10 protein-coding genes are annotated in these 14,499 nt (G+C 61.9%); 9 read left to right on the top strand and 1 reads right to left on the bottom strand.

Translation table 11 applies throughout. The features are described 5' to 3' along the window. Positions 1-14 precede the first annotated feature (14 nt). From HHL24_RS00390 to HHL24_RS00375, 4 genes are all read left to right on the top strand, one after another. The gene (locus HHL24_RS00390; protein ID WP_169483571.1) at positions 15-1,655 is read left to right on the top strand and encodes an AMP-binding protein; all 1,641 of its coding nucleotides are present in this window, start codon (positions 15-17) and stop codon (positions 1,653-1,655) included. A 159-nt stretch (positions 1,656-1,814) separates the two neighbouring features. Continuing rightward, on the top strand, positions 1,815-2,492 hold the full coding sequence (locus tag HHL24_RS00385; RefSeq protein ID WP_169483406.1) for a glutathione S-transferase: 678 nt from the start codon (positions 1,815-1,817) through the stop codon (positions 2,490-2,492). A 180-nt stretch (positions 2,493-2,672) separates the two neighbouring features. Continuing rightward, entirely contained in the window at positions 2,673-4,175 is a 1,503-nt protein-coding gene (locus HHL24_RS00380; protein ID WP_169483405.1) for a DHA2 family efflux MFS transporter permease subunit, read from the top strand. Between the two features lie 114 nt (positions 4,176-4,289). Continuing rightward, the gene (locus tag HHL24_RS00375) at positions 4,290-5,123 is read left to right on the top strand and encodes an AraC family transcriptional regulator (protein ID WP_169483404.1); all 834 of its coding nucleotides are present in this window, start codon (positions 4,290-4,292) and stop codon (positions 5,121-5,123) included. 268 nt (positions 5,124-5,391) lie between these two features. Here the strand turns inward: HHL24_RS00375 and HHL24_RS00370 are convergent, their stop codons facing one another. After that, positions 5,392-5,994 (bottom strand): NADPH-dependent F420 reductase, encoded by a 603-nt coding sequence (locus HHL24_RS00370; RefSeq protein ID WP_169483403.1) that lies wholly within the window; start codon positions 5,992-5,994, stop codon positions 5,392-5,394. A 179-nt stretch (positions 5,995-6,173) separates the two neighbouring features. Between HHL24_RS00370 and HHL24_RS00365 the strand changes: the two genes are divergently transcribed. The 5 genes from HHL24_RS00365 to HHL24_RS00345 all read left to right on the top strand — a co-directional run bounded on the left by HHL24_RS00365 (position 6,174) and on the right by HHL24_RS00345 (position 13,541). Beyond that, on the top strand, positions 6,174-7,103 hold the full coding sequence (locus HHL24_RS00365; protein WP_169483402.1) for a LysR family transcriptional regulator: 930 nt from the start codon (positions 6,174-6,176) through the stop codon (positions 7,101-7,103). Positions 7,104-7,576: 473 nt separating this feature from the next. Continuing rightward, complete coding sequence (leuB, locus tag HHL24_RS00360; protein WP_169483401.1) at positions 7,577-8,665, top strand: 3-isopropylmalate dehydrogenase; 1,089 nt, start codon at positions 7,577-7,579, stop codon at positions 8,663-8,665. 607 nt (positions 8,666-9,272) lie between these two features. Then, positions 9,273-11,591 (top strand): sigma-54-dependent transcriptional regulator, encoded by a 2,319-nt coding sequence (locus tag HHL24_RS00355; protein WP_169483400.1) that lies wholly within the window; start codon positions 9,273-9,275, stop codon positions 11,589-11,591. Further along, a complete protein-coding gene (locus HHL24_RS00350) occupies positions 11,581-12,807 on the top strand; it encodes a DUF917 domain-containing protein (RefSeq protein WP_169483399.1) in 1,227 nt (408 codons plus the stop codon). Before HHL24_RS00355 ends, HHL24_RS00350 begins: the two co-directional genes overlap by 11 nt. Positions 12,808-12,815: 8 nt before the next feature. Beyond that, positions 12,816-13,541, top strand: coding sequence for an aspartate/glutamate racemase family protein (locus HHL24_RS00345; RefSeq protein ID WP_169483570.1), 726 nt, complete (start codon positions 12,816-12,818; stop codon positions 13,539-13,541). Positions 13,542-14,499: the final 958 nt, after the last annotated feature.

Raw genomic sequence — 14,499 nt, 5'->3', positions numbered from 1 at the left:
CCCGGGAGACCATGATGGAACCGTCAGCACACGTCGATACCTTCGCGCGCGACAATCTTCCGCCGCAGGATCAATGGCCTGTCTTTCTGCTCGACAACCCGGACGTTGCCTACCCGGCTCGCTTCAATTGCGCGACGGAATTGCTCGACAGAACGATCGAAGCGGGACATCGCGACCGTCCGGCGATCTGGTCGGACGTAGATGGGAAGCCGCAAGCGACCACTTACGGTGAGTTGCTTGCCTTGGTGAATCGTAGCGCGCATGTGCTGGTCGATGAAATGGGTTTGCAGCCGGGCAACCGCGTGCTGCTGCGCGGACCGAACACCTTGCATATGGCGGTGACGGCGCTCGCCGCGCTGAAGGCCGGCCTTGTCGTGGTGCCCACCATGCCGCTGCTGCGTGCGAAAGAACTCAAGCAGATCATCGAGAAGGCGCAAGTCAGCGCCGCGCTATGCGACGCACGCCTGACCGATGAACTCGCGCGCTGCAACAATCCCCAGGACGAGTTCTACTGCGCGGACCTGAAACAGACGCGCCTGTTTCATGACGATTCCGCCGATTCGCTCGACACCCTCGCGGTCAACAAACCGGACCACTTCACCGCGTGCGATACCGCCGCTGACGACGTCTGCCTGATCGCCTTCACCAGCGGCACAACGGGCGCACCGAAAGGCTGCATGCATTTTCATCGCGACGTATTGGCGATGTGCGATCTGTTTCCGCGTCATGTTTTAAAGCCTTCATCGAGCGATGTGTTTTGCGGCACGCCGCCGCTCGCCTTCACATTCGGCCTTGGCGGCTTGCTGTGCTTTCCGCTGCGAGTGGGTGCATCGACCGTGCTGATCGAGCGGCTCACGCCCGAGACCTTGCTGCAAACCGTCGAACGCTTTCACGCGACGATCATGTTCACCGCGCCGACGTTCTATCGGCAAATGGCGCCGCTGGTCGCGCATCACGACGTTTCAAGCTTGAAGAAAACGGTCTCGGCAGGAGAGGCCTTGCCGGACTCGACGCGCCGCCTATGGCACGACGCAACCGGCATTGAAATGATCGACGGGATCGGCGGCACGGAACTGATCCATATTTTCATCTCGGCGCAAGGCGACGCAATCCGCCCGCATGCCATTGGCCGCGCGGTACCGGGCTATGTCGTGCAAGCCGTGGACGACGCCATGCAACCCGTTGCGCCCGGCACGATCGGCAAACTCGCGGTACGTGGGCCGACTGGCTGCCGCTATCTCGCCGACGAAAGGCAAGCGAAGTTCGTCCGCGACGGCTGGAACCTTCCCGGCGACTCGGTCTATCTCGACGAAGACGGCTACGTGTTTTATCAGGCCCGCGCCGACGACATGATCGTCTCCGCCGGTTACAACATCTCCGGACCGGAAGTGGAAAGCGTGCTGCTGCAACACGACGCGGTGGCCGAATGCGGCGTGATCGGTGTGCCCGACGAGACGCGCGGGCAGATCGTCAAAGCCTTCGTGGTGCTGAACCCAGGTTATACGCCAGATGACAAACTGGTCGCGCAACTGCAGGATTTCGTGAAAAAAAGCGTGGCGCCGTATAAATACCCGCGCGTCATCGCGTTCATCAGTTCGCTGCCGCGCACCGAAACCGGCAAGCTCAAACGCTTTGAATTGCGTACGCTCGCGTAGCCTCTTAAGTAGCGCTTCTTTCCTCAGCAACTATTTTGCATGGGATCGGAGTAAGCGCCACATGGCCGCCTCTTTCATCGAAGGGGCGAGCAACTAGAGCCACACCTCGGCACAACATCCCTATGATGTGACACTCCACAGGCCAACGTCCCTCGACCCATGCTGATCGTCCATCATCTGAACAACTCCCGCTCGCAACGCGTGTTGTGGCTGCTCGAAGAACTCGGCGTGCCGTACGAGATCAAGCGCTACGAGCGCGACCCGAAAACGATGCTGGCGCCGCCCGAGTTGCGTGCGGTCCATCCGCTCGGCAAGTCGCCCGTCATTACCGACGACGGCCAGACCATCGCCGAATCGGGCGCAATCATCGAGTATCTGGTCGACAAGTACGGTCAAGGCCGCTTCGCGCCCGCAGCGGGCACGCCCGAGCGTCTGCGTTACACGTACTGGATGCACTATGCGGAAGGCTCAGCGATGCCGCCGCTGCTGCTCAAGCTGGTGGCCCTGCGCATCGCCAGCGCGCCGATGCCGTTCTTCGCCAAACCGATCGCCCGCAAGATCGCGTCGACGCTGCAATCGAGTTTCATCGATCCGCAGTTGAAGCTGCACCTCGGCTACATCAATAAGGAATTGGGCGCGACCGGTTGGTTCGTCGGCAACGATTTCACGGCGGCCGATGTTCAGATGAGCTTTCCGCTCGAAGCCGCCACTGCACGCGGGGGCATGGAAGGGCAGATTCCCGCCGTAGTCGATTTCCTGAAGCGCATTCACGCGCGGCCGGCTTATCAGCGGGCCTTGGAGCGCGGCGGCAAGTACGAACTACTGGGTGGCGATTGACGGCCAACGCCGCCCAGGAATTCGTAGTTGTGGGTCAAAAGTCGCGGGTGCTAGACTAAAATTTCCGATTGCCATCAACGGGTTGCCGACCGGGTTTCCGACTTCGTGCCGAGCGGCGGCACGTCCGGCATCCGTTTGTACCCGATTGCATCCGCTTGACCACGGCAAAGGAGTCCCTGCATGACCCATTCCATCCACGGCAACAAACGCTGGCTGGCGCTGATCGTTCTGTGCCTCGGCGTGCTCATGATCGTGCTCGATACGACGATCGTGAACGTCGCATTGCCGTCGATCGCCGCGGACCTCGGCTTTACCGAGACCTCGCTGGTGTGGGTGGTCAATGCGTACATGCTCACCTTCGGTGGCTGCCTGCTGCTTGGCGGGCGGCTCGGCGATCTTTACGGCCACCGCAAGCTGTTCCTTGGCGGCATCACGCTATTCACGCTGGCGTCGCTCGCATGCGGCATGGCGAATTCGCAAATCCTGCTGGTGTGCGCGCGTGCCGTGCAGGGTTTGGGCGGCGCGGTTGTCTCCGCTGTCTCGCTGTCGCTGATCATGAATCTGTTCACCGAGACCGGTGAACGGGCCAAAGCGATGGGCGTATACGGCTTTGTCTGCGCGGGGGGCGGCAGCATCGGCGTATTGCTCGGCGGTCTGCTGACCAACCTGCTGAGCTGGCACTGGATCTTTCTCGTCAACTTGCCTATCGGCATCGCCGTCTACGCGCTGTGCGTCGCGCTCTTGCCGTCGGCACGCGGCCATGCTCATGGCGAACGGCTCGACGTGGCTGGCGCGGTGACGGTGACTGCTTCGCTGATGCTCGCCGTGTACGCAGTCGTGAACGGCAACGAAGCCGGCTGGACCTCGGCGCAGACGCTGGGCCTGCTGTTCGCCGCGCTCGCGCTGTTGGCCGTGTTTCTCGTTATCGAAGCGCGCGTGCAGCATCCGTTGATGCCGCTTGGTCTGTTCCGCCTGCGCAATGTCGCCACCGCCAACGTGATTGGCGTGCTGTGGGCGGCGGCCATGTTCGCGTGGTTTTTCATCTCCGCGTTGTATCTGCAGCGCGTACTCGGCTACCGGCCCTTGCAGGTGGGGCTCGCGTTTTTGCCGGCCAATCTGATCATGGCGTTCTTTTCGCTGGGCCTGTCGGCGCGTGTGGTGATGCGCTTCGGTCTGCGCCTTCCGCTTGCCGTCGGGCTGCTCGTCGCGGCGTGTGGCCTCGCGCTATTCGCACGCGCACCGGTCAACGGCAACTTCGTGCTCGACGTGCTGCCCGGCATGATTCTGCTCGGCTTCGGCGCGGGCATCGCGTTCAATCCCATGCTGCTGGCTGCCATGAGCGACGTCGACCCGAGCGATTCGGGCCTCGCGTCCGGTATCGTCAATACGTCGTTCATGATGGGTGGCGCACTCGGTCTCGCGGTGCTCGCGAGTCTCGCTGCCGCGCGCAGCGACGCGATGCAGGCTTCTGAAAGCGCCACGGCGGCGCTCAATAGCGGTTATCACGTGGCGTTTCTGTTCGGTGCGATCTTCGCGGCGGCGGCGGGTGTGCTGGGCGGTTTGCTGTTGCGTCCGGGGCAGCCAGGTGGCGCCGATGCGCACCCCGATGCAGACAGTCACGGCGTAACGACAGCGAGCCCTGCACCCACAACCGGCAACGCGGCAGAGACAGAGCACTACTGACCGAACACGAGCCGTGTCGGCAATCGATCACGCCCAACTGCAAGACCGCAAGCGCGATCAAATGCGGCGCATCACGCTTGGCTATGCTGGCTTCATGCAGACATGAGAGCCGATATGAACCCCGTTGGAAAAGCGCTCTGGTTTATCGAAAGCCATTTTGCCCGCGAACTGACGCTCGACGATATCGCCAACTGCGGATGCGTGTCGCGCTTTCATCTGGCGCGTGCTTTCGAGGCGGCCACTGGGCTTTCGGTGATGCGCTATGTTCGCGCCCGTCGCTTGAGCGAAGCGGCACGGCGCCTCGCCCACGGTGCCCCCGACATCCTGACGGTCGCCATCGACGCCGGTTACGGTTCTCACGAAGCATTCACGCGCGCATTTCGCGAGCAATTCGGACTCACGCCCGAAGCGCTGCGCGCGCGTGGTCACCTCGACAATCTCAACCTCGTGGAGCCGATCAAAATGGACGAAACCCTTCTCACACATTTCGAACAGCCGCGTTTCGAAGACGGCAAACCGTTTCTCGTCGCAGGCCTGAGCGAGCGGTATACCTGCGACACCAGCACAGCCATTCCGTCGCAATGGCAGCGCTTTGGCGACTACTTCGGTGAGGTGCCGGGGCAAGTGGGCGGAGTAGCTTACGGCGTCTGCTACAACGCGGATGACGCGGGCAATTTCGACTACCTGTGCGGCGTCGAAGTCAGCGACTTCTCGGCCCTGCCCGCGGAGTTAAGCCGCGTACGCATTGCCGCGCAACGTTATGCGGTATTCAGCCATCGCGAGCATATCTCGACGATCCGGCGCACCGTGAACACGATCTGGAATCAATGGCTGCCGGCGTCGGGGCATGTGCCTGCGGATGCGCCGAATTTCGAGCGCTATGACGAGAAGTTCGATCCCATCAGCGGCATGGGCGGGCTCGAGATCTGGCTGCCGTTGAGGGCTTGATTTGCGGGTTGGCCGGCTTGATCGTCGGCGGGAAAGTCTCCGTGCTTGCGCTGAGGCGTTGCCTCTGCAAGCAGGCTCGCCGCACGGCGTACCGTAATGCGGCGGCACCGAACAACCGATCTCGACTTCAGCGAATGCGCACGATCGGACCCAGAGCTGTCGTACGCGAACTCGGTATAGGAGTGACCGTTTGCGCACTAGAGCAGCCGCTCGCGGGGCGTGCCTGAGTTTTTGTGTGAAAGGCGCCTCATACCGCGCCTTTCATTGCCTATCCCAGTTTGACGAGGTTCAGCACAGGCAGCGGGCCGCCCGGGATTTGAACTAGCCGCCCCCCGCCTTCAAGCGAACCCAGGTCGATACCGAAGAAGCCGAGCCGCTCGATCAGTCCGCTCACAGCCGATTTCGCATGCGCGTCATCTCCTGCGAAGAACAACACGCGGTGTCCGCCCTCGGCCTGTGGATCATCGGAGATGAGGTGCGCCGGCAGATGATTGAACGCCTTCACGACGCGTGCGCCCGGCACGAGGTCCGCGAATGCTTCACTCGACGTCTGGCCATGCAATTCGGCTGGTTCGAACAGCGGCGCCTCGATCGGGTTGTTCGCGTCAATCACGATACGTCCGCCGAAGTCCGGCAGCCCGGCTAGGGCGGCCGGCAGCTTCGACCAGTTCACTGCGACGAGGACGATGTCCTGCGCGGCCGCTTGTTCGCGCGTTCCCGGGGTGATCGAGGGGCCGAGTTCGCGCGCAAGGTCCGCGAGTGAGGCCGGCCCTCGGCTGTTCGCAATGATGGCTTCGAGGCCTTTGCCCGCCAACGCTTTCGCGAACGCGGACCCGATGGCGCCTGCTCCGATGATACCGATGGTGCTCATAACAATGCTCCTGATGAAGGGTGATGAATCAAGTGGTAAAGCCGCCGTCCGTGCCGGCAAGGGAAGGACATGTGACGTTCACTCCCCAAGGCGAACGAGCGAATGTTGCCGCCTTAATTGCTCGATGATTAGCGGGTAATTTCTTGAATTATTTTCAAGCAATGCTTTAAGATCCGTGTATGGAAACCCTCGCCAACCTCGAGTCGTTCGTACGCAGCGCCGAAACGGGCAGCTTCTCCGCGGCCGCGCGGCGTCTTGCGCTGACGCCCGCTGCGGTTAGTCGGAACGTTGCGTTGCTAGAACGCAATCTTGGCGCGCGACTGTTCCAACGCTCGACGCGCAAGCTCACGCTGACCGAGGCGGGAGAGCGCTTTCTAGCGGAAATTGGCGGTAGTCTGGACGCGCTGCAGGCAGCGATCGCGTCCGTCTCGACCGATCGCAGCGAGCCGGCGGGCGCGCTGAAAGTCAGCATGGCGCCGACGTTTGGCATGACGTACGTCATGCCGCTGCTGCCGGCGTTCCTCGCCCGCTATCCGATGATTCGTCCGGATTGGCACTTCGAGAACCGACAGGTCGACTTGATTGCAGAGGGATACGATGCAGCGCTGGGTGGTGGTTTCGAGCTCGCACCGGGCGTCGTGTCGCGCACATTGGCGCCTGCGCATCTCGTGGCGGTGGCGTCTCCGGCTTACATGGCCGGCCGCGTGCCACCAACCGATCCCGGTGATCTTGCGGACCTCGACGGCATCGTGATGCGCTCGAGCCGCACCGGCCGCGTGCTCCACCGGACGATGCGCGATACGGTGGGCGGCGAAATGCTTGCGCGACTCGGCGAGACCATCACGGTCGACGACCCGGCAGCGATGCGCGAGGCCGCGATTCTCGGACTGGGTGTTGCGCTGCTGGCCGTGTCGGACGCGCTGTCGTCGATCGGACGGGGCGAACTCGTGCGATTGCTACCGCGCTGGTACGCGGACGCCGGAACGATTTCGATCTATTACGCAACGCGAGCGCTGCTGCCGGCGAAAACACGGGTGTTTGTCGATTTCGTCGTCGAGGCGTTCGAGCGGGAGCGATTAGCTGAAAGGTTTGCGGGCAGCATCGCATGAGTCGCGCCGCCGGCCGGCGAAGCCGGGCAACGCAGAAGCTGCCGGAGCCACTGCTGGTGTCGCTCGATTTCGGCGAGCTCACCGGGACGGGAAGAGTCGACAACATTTCGAGCCAGGGTTCGCCGACCGCCGCGCGTACGTTGCTCCGATCAGGAAGTTCGAGCTTGAAAGTTCTCTGCGCTCGCCGAGTATGAGAATCGATCACGGCACCATTTATACCGGGATCGACACTTGCCTTGTCCGGGTTTAAAAGTGGGTGAACAATACTTTTTAATTCACCAGCCGCGAGTTCATTTCAGATAACAACGGATCCAACGCAGTCTTCAGTGTGCGGTTCGAGCCCAGTGCGCACGCGTATCTAGTCAAAGCAGACCCACGCCAAAGGCAGAGATCTTGAGCGAATCGACGCGCCGGTCGATACGAAAAGACCTGAAACGAGCCAGTGAATTATTCAACCTACAGAAAATCTGCCCATGAAAATCGCAATCCTTCCGGGCGACGGCATCGGAACCGAAATCGTCGCTGAAGCCATCAAGGTCCTGAATGTCCTGGACCTGAAACTTGAAACCGAATTCGCCCTGGCTGGAGGTGTGGCCTACGCGGCAACCAATCATCCGCTGCCGGAAGCCACGCTGAAGCTGGCCAAGGAGGCCGACGCCGTGTTGTTCGGCGCCGTGGGCGATTGGAGATACGACCAGTTGGACCGCCCCTTGCGTCCCGAGCAGGCAATCCTCGGACTGCGTATGAATCTCGGTCTGTTTGCCAATCTCCGCCCTGCGATTTGCTACGAGCAACTGGTCGGCGCTTCAAGTCTCAAGCCGGAACTCATCTCAGGTCTTGACATACTGATCATCCGCGATGCGACCGGCGACGTTTATTTTGGCCAACCCCGTGGACGCCGCACCGCGGCGGACGGTCATTTCCCCGGCGCGGAAGAAGGCTTCGACACCATGCGCTACTCGCGTCCCGAAGTTGAGCGCATTGCCCATGTCGCCTTCCAGGCTGCGCGCAAACGCAATGGGCGTGTCACCAGCGTCGACAAGGCTAATGTGCTGGAAACCTCTCAATTCTGGCGGGACATCATGGCCGAAGTCAGCAAGGACTACCCAGACGTAGAGCTCGACCATATGTACGTCGACAATGCGGCGATGCAACTGGTCAAGGCGCCGAAGAAATTTGACGTGATCGTCACCGGCAACATGTTTGGCGACATCCTCAGTGACGAAGCCGCAATGCTCACTGGCTCCATTGGCATGCTGCCATCGGCCAGCCTGAACGCAGGCAACCAGGGCCTGTACGAACCCAGCCACGGCAGCGCTCCGGACATCGCGGGCAAAGGCATCGCGAATCCTTTGGCTACGATACTGTCCGCTGCCATGATGTTGCGTTTCTCACTCAATCAGGCTGCCGCCGCAAACCGTATTGAATCTGCGGTCAGAGATGTGCTCGCATCGGGATTACGTACGGCAGATATTTATTCCGAAGGCACCACCAAGGTCGGCACATGCGCGATGGGTGACGCAGTCGTGGCGGCCATTACCAGGAATGCTTCCACGGGCTGAACCGTTCGGCCGCAAGCTCAATGATCAGGCGGCTGCGGCGCGGTCGCCAATTTTGACATTCACCTTTCGCGCGATAGGCCAGGGACGGCATCCGTGACGCTTTTCATTTTTACGATCACCGCTACCGCAGAGAGCTCATCTGCTCGCTCAAGTCCGCTGCACAGTCCAGGTTCTGTAACGCTCCCTTCGGTACCATTAAAGAACCATCGCTGAGACGCCGTTATCCGGGTAATGCATCGTCAAACCGGCTAGGCGTGCTTCCGCCGTCGCGGCAAATACTCATTTATGCCCGGCCCTTACCCGCAATAAACCACGACCGTCGCCGAATCGGCGTCACCGCTGCAACCTTTCATCAGTCATCAGCCAGAAAGCGATACATAGTTCGCAGGACACTGCGATGAAATCCGCAGAGGCGCTGGCGCGAGGATTAATTTCGAAAGGACAATAGCGACGACAAGCCGTCATACTCCTTGTCTTCTTGCGGCGGGCGGTCCCGACAGTGCAATCGGAAGACTTCGCCAGACACCAGGTCAATGCATGACCGCCGTCTTTTCGACGGCAATTTCCGCGTAGAGCCACGCGCGGTTCTTGTGGAGCGTATTTTGTAATGAGCTATCCCCCTATCGTTCCGTTCGTCCACGACAAGGCTGATTCCGGCGCCTTCGTGGGCGGCGCGCCAGCGTTTCGCCAACTGGTCCGCATGATCGATCGGGTCGCTCCTACCGATCATCCGTTGCTCATTTTTGGGCCAACCGGTTCGGGCAAGGAACTGATCGCTCGCCGTGTGCACGCGCACAGCCTGCGCCAGGATCAACCGTTCGTCGACGTCAACTGTGGCGCGATTCCAGAGAACCTCGTCGAAGCCGAACTGTTTGGGCACGTTAAAGGCGCGTTCACCGGCGCGGGCGAAAACCGCCAGGGACTTTTCCAGCAGGTCGGCAAGGGCACGCTGCTGCTCGATGAAATCGGCGAACTGCCGCTCGCGCTGCAACCCAAACTGCTGCGCGTACTTGAAACGCGAACTTTCCGTCCGATTGGTTCGTCAACCAGTCTGCACTTCGCAGGACGCGTGGTTGCCTCGACCCACCGCGACCTGCGCGAACTCGCGCGCGAAGGGCTATTCCGCGAGGACCTCTTCTACCGGCTCGCGGTCTTCGTGCTTGCAGTGCCCGGACTTGAGCAGCGCGTCGAGGACATCCCTGCCCTAGTCACCCACTTCGCGTCGCAGCACGCGCGTCGTCTTGAGTTTTCACCGGCCGCCGTCCGCCGGCTTGCTCAGCACGGGTGGCCGGGCCACATCCGGCAATTGCGCAACCTGATCAGCCAGTTGAGCGTGCTCGCCGAAAACACACTCATCGATGTCGACTCGCTCGAGCCGTTTCTCGCCAACGAAACCGGTGGACCGGTGTCGCGCGCAAGCCTGGCCGACATGCTGTTGCAACTCGAAGGACGCGACAAGCTCGCCGCTGCCGAAGACCTTTTGATCGACCGCGCGCTCGAGCGGACCGGAGGCAACAAGAGTGCGGCGGCCACACTGCTGGGCGTGGGCCGCAAGACAATCGAGCGGCGTCTGAAATCGCGCGAGGAACATCACCGGGAAGCGCGCAAGTGTCTCGAACATGCGAGCGCGCTGATCGAGGAATCGAAGTTCGCCGAAGCCATTCCGCCGTTGCGCCGCTGCCTCGACCTGCTACAGACACCCCACGAACAGGAGGCCGCGCGCCGTCTACAGTTCGACGCCTACCGGTTGCTCGGCATGAGCTTGCGTAGCGTGCATGGCTGGCTGTACGCGGAGGCTACCGCCTGCTACGCCGCCGCACTGGCAATTGGCGAAGGCGTCTGTGCCCCCGCCGAAATCGCCGCGATCCAGTTCGGCGTCTGGACCACACAGCTGACGACGCTTCAACTCAAGCAAGCGCGTGCGACCGCGCAGAACATGCTTGAGCGCGCGCAGAACGGCGGTGACCGGGTTTCACTCGACGAAGCTCACGTCGCGATGACCAATACCCTCTTCTGGCTTGGCGACAGCGAGGAAGCCCTCGCCTGTCTCGCGCGCGGCAACCTGCTTGGCGTGGCGCGCGACGACACGCGTACTGGCTCGCAAGGGATCGATCTCGCCAGTCTCGCGTTGACTTTCGAAGGACTCGCCGCCTACCAGATCGGCGCATTCGCGCAGGCGCGGCGCGCCATGGAGATGTTGATCCTGCGCGCGTCCGAGCCAGGCGCGCACGCGTTCGCTCATGCCGTCAACCTGCAGGGCGCCGCCTGGCTCGCCTGCCTGTTCGAAGACCTGGACCGGCTAGGGCCCCTCGCGAGCGAACTCGAATCGGTGTCGATCGCGAACGGCTTCGCGTTCTATCGCGGCATCGGCCAGATACTCCGCGCGTGCCACCTCAGCTCGCTCGGCCATTCCGACGAAGCGGAAGCGGTTATGCTCGATGGCTACGACAACCACGTCGTTTGCAACGGCGGTGCGCTGTTCTATTCCTTCAAGGCGTGGCAGCACGGCGAGGCGCTGCTGCGCGCCGGTCGCGCGAAGACCTGCGAGGCGATTCTCGCCGCCGCGATCGACGAGACCCTCGCCCGTCAGGAACGTGTCTACCTGGGCGAACTCCTGGTCACCCGGGCACGCGCGCAGTGGGCACTCGGCGAAGTGAACGCTGCCGAACTGGGTCTGCGCACCGCGCTGTCCACCGCACTCGCGTTCGGCTCGGTGCCTGCGCGCGTGGACGCCGCGCGTTACCTCGCCGACCTGCTGCGCTCCACCGGCCGCATAGCCGAAGCAATCGACACACTTGAGCGCGGTTTGCGCTCGCTGACGGCGGATCCGACCACTCGCTTCACCAGCGCCATGGGTTTGCTCGCCGAACTCCAGCAGGACGCTACTTTCAACGTCGACAATAAAGGAACCATAAATGGCATATGAATTACGTCGGGAAGATCTGGAACCGCTGCTATTGGGAGCAGCGTTCTTCGGCAGCGGCGGCGGTGGCACGATCGAATCCGCGCGGCACCTTGCCGCGCATTTTGTAGCCGGCGATTACTACCCGGCCGACACGGTCAAGGTCGTGTCGGTCGACGAGGCCACAGAAGGCGCGGCAGTCATGGTCGCCTATCTCGGCGCGCCGGAAGCAATCAACTCAGCGACCTACCCGATCGGGCCAGTGACGGCCGTGCAGAACGTCCAGACCCGGCTCGCTTCGCAATCCGTGAAGCTTGCTTATGTGATGCCGCCGGAAAGCGGCGCGCTGGGCTTTACGGTGGCGGCGCTGGTGGCAGCGAAGCTCGGCCTCGCGGTCATCGACGCCGACGGCGCCGGCCGCGCCGTGCCCTCGCTGCCAATGCTCACCTTCGCGGCCGCCGAGATCGATCCACGCCCGGCGTTCCTCGTGAGCCAGGGCGGCCTGTGCGTCGAGCTCGACGTGACGCCGCGCGACAGCAACCACGGCGGTCCGACCCATCAACGCGACGTGTCGGCGATCGTCGAGCAGATGATGCGGCCGGTCGTCGCCGATCCCGAATTCGGCCAGTTTGGCGGCCTCGCGATGTGGGTCATGAAGCCGACCGACATCGGCCGCGCGACGCCGATTCGTGGCACGTTGACGCGCGCACTGGACCTTGGGCGCGCATTGCAAGCCGGGCAGATTGGCAGCGCCCGGCAGATGATCGGCTATCTCGCCGAACATTGCGGGCTCGCCGCGCGGGCCATCTCCGAGCCCGGCGAGCTGGTCTCGGCGGAAGTCGATACGAGCGGCGGCTTCGACGTCGGCAAGATTCGCATTCAGGCCGGCCAGCGTACCTACACGGTGATGTACCAGAACGAGTCGCTGCTCGCGTGGGACAGCGCGTGTCCTCAGCCGATCGTGCTGTCGCCGGACAGCGTCGCCTATTTCGTCGGTGGCGAAGGCCAGTCGATCTTCAGTAACGGCGATCTTGTGCAAGATGACGGTTCGCTGAACCCGGTGATCGGCAAGCGTCCCGTGACACTAATCGCCTGGCGTGCCGAAGCCGAACTGCGCAAGCCAGGCCTGATCCTCGACAGCTTCATGCAGTTGCTGAACTCGCTCGGCTATCTCGGCCCGTATGTGCCGCTGGAATCACTCCAGTCGCTCCAGTCCGTGCGTAAGGGAGACGCATCTTGAACTCACCTTTGAAGTCACCTCTGCGCATCTGCGTGCTCGTGCCCGTCGCCACGTCGCAATACAACGACCGCATCCTGAAGGCGATCGCGCCAGTCGTACCGCCCGACGTACAGGTCGAGATTCGCAACATCACCGAGGGGCATCCCGACATTGAGAACCGCACGAACTGGCTGCAGAACGGCATGCCGGTGGTCGAACTCGCGCAGGCCATCGCAAACGACGGTTTCGACGGCATCTGGCTGACCGACTTCGATATGTGCGGCGTTGAAGCCGCGCGCGAGGTGATCGACATTCCGATCATCGGCGGTTTTCCCGCTTCGGCGTTCACAGCCCTAGCGCTCAGCCAGCGATTCTCGATCATCACGATCCTGCAAAGCACGCTCGCGATGCAGCGCGGTCATCCACAAACCTATGGCATTGAGGACTCTTTCGCGTCGATCCGCGCGATCGATTGCCCCGTCGCGCAACTCGACAACATCGACGTAGTGGTCGTTCACACCTTTGAAGCGGCGCTGAAGGCGATCAAGGACGACGGCGCGCAAGCCATTCTGCTCGGGTGCACAGGTTTCGTGGACGTCGCGAGCCGCGTCTCCACGCTGCTTAGCGAGGAACTGGGCGCCTATGTGCCGGTGATCGATCCGAATCAGGCCGGTTTCAGCTTCCTCGTGTCGCTGGTTCGTATGCAGGTGCGCCCCAGCCGGCTGACCTACAGTAAGGTCAGCCTCCAGTCGTAACCGCCGCGCGTCTCTCCATGTCCATCCGGCGCGGCGCGCGATTGCCGCGCCGGATGTTCTCGCCTTAATCGGCCCTGTCCCAAACGCTTCCCAGCCTCCTTATCGATTTCGCCCCCCAAGTGGACGAAATGGCCCCTCAACGTGCCGGAACCACTCAATTGGACGAAATCGTCCACTTTCAACGCAACACATGGACGGGACTGTCCAATGTCGTGAATGAAATGTTCCGATGTTCCCGCTTCCACGCGGCTTACCGATATGGCACGATCATTGCTTACTTAAAACCGATAGCGATCACCGCCTCAAAAGAACAGCCCAGACAGGCGGTAGCGGCGCCCAGAACGTGCAATGAATCTGTCCGAAATACCGGGGAGCCTGAGAGACCAAACAAGATCGCGCGCTGCAATGTATTCGATGCACCGACGTCCGGCGACGTCCCGTTTTTGTTGCTGGATAGCCGACGTCGCTGATCGAGGGATCGCCGCTAGTCATCACGATCCTTCGGTTAGTTTTCCGAATTATTGCCGACGCGCCGATCGACGCCAACGACACCGAGTCGATGGTGGCAGATTGAGAGAGGGCCGTGCTGTAGTTGTGACTGTCGTGTGTCGACACATGGCGACTGAATGCTTCCGTAGAGAAGATCGTTGCGATGCGTGGCGCCGAAATGGCGGAATTCGTCTGGCTACGCACCGGGCGAGACGCTGCGGGGTTCGGCCGTCGTTGCCCCCTTCCGGGGACAAGCAGCGGCGGCTCGCCCTTTTTAATTAGCCTGCGCCGACCGCGGCAAATCCACCGATCCTCAGCAGAGCATTCAAATAATCTGACCGCGGCACTCGCACACCCGGCCACTCCGACAGATTTATCTGGAGAGCCAGGTCAGCGGTCTTTTTGCATTGCATAGCCGCCGAGATCCACTGCGCGGAAAGAGAATCTGCTTTAGCAGCCCTACGCGGTG

Origin of the sequence: Paraburkholderia polaris (assembly GCF_012927345.1) — a bacterium.
Lineage (GTDB): Bacteria > Pseudomonadota > Gammaproteobacteria > Burkholderiales > Burkholderiaceae > Paraburkholderia > Paraburkholderia polaris.
Note: the sequence above shows the minus strand (reverse complement) of the source record. Positions and strands in the feature narration are given on the sequence as shown.

Bases quoted from the DNA above. Each gene is read 5' to 3' on its own strand.
- HHL24_RS00390 (WP_169483571.1), top strand. From the start codon at position 15: ATGGAACCGTCAGCACACGTCGATACCTTCGCGCGCGACAATCTTCCG.
- HHL24_RS00385 (WP_169483406.1), top strand. From the start codon at position 1,815: ATGCTGATCGTCCATCATCTGAACAACTCCCGCTCGCAACGCGTGTTG.
- HHL24_RS00380 (WP_169483405.1), top strand. From the start codon at position 2,673: ATGACCCATTCCATCCACGGCAACAAACGCTGGCTGGCGCTGATCGTT.
- HHL24_RS00375 (WP_169483404.1), top strand. From the start codon at position 4,290: ATGAACCCCGTTGGAAAAGCGCTCTGGTTTATCGAAAGCCATTTTGCC.
- HHL24_RS00370 (WP_169483403.1), bottom strand. From the start codon at position 5,994: ATGAGCACCATCGGTATCATCGGAGCAGGCGCCATCGGGTCCGCGTTC.
- HHL24_RS00365 (WP_169483402.1), top strand. From the start codon at position 6,174: ATGGAAACCCTCGCCAACCTCGAGTCGTTCGTACGCAGCGCCGAAACG.
- leuB (WP_169483401.1), top strand. From the start codon at position 7,577: ATGAAAATCGCAATCCTTCCGGGCGACGGCATCGGAACCGAAATCGTC.
- HHL24_RS00355 (WP_169483400.1), top strand. From the start codon at position 9,273: ATGAGCTATCCCCCTATCGTTCCGTTCGTCCACGACAAGGCTGATTCC.
- HHL24_RS00350 (WP_169483399.1), top strand. From the start codon at position 11,581: ATGGCATATGAATTACGTCGGGAAGATCTGGAACCGCTGCTATTGGGA.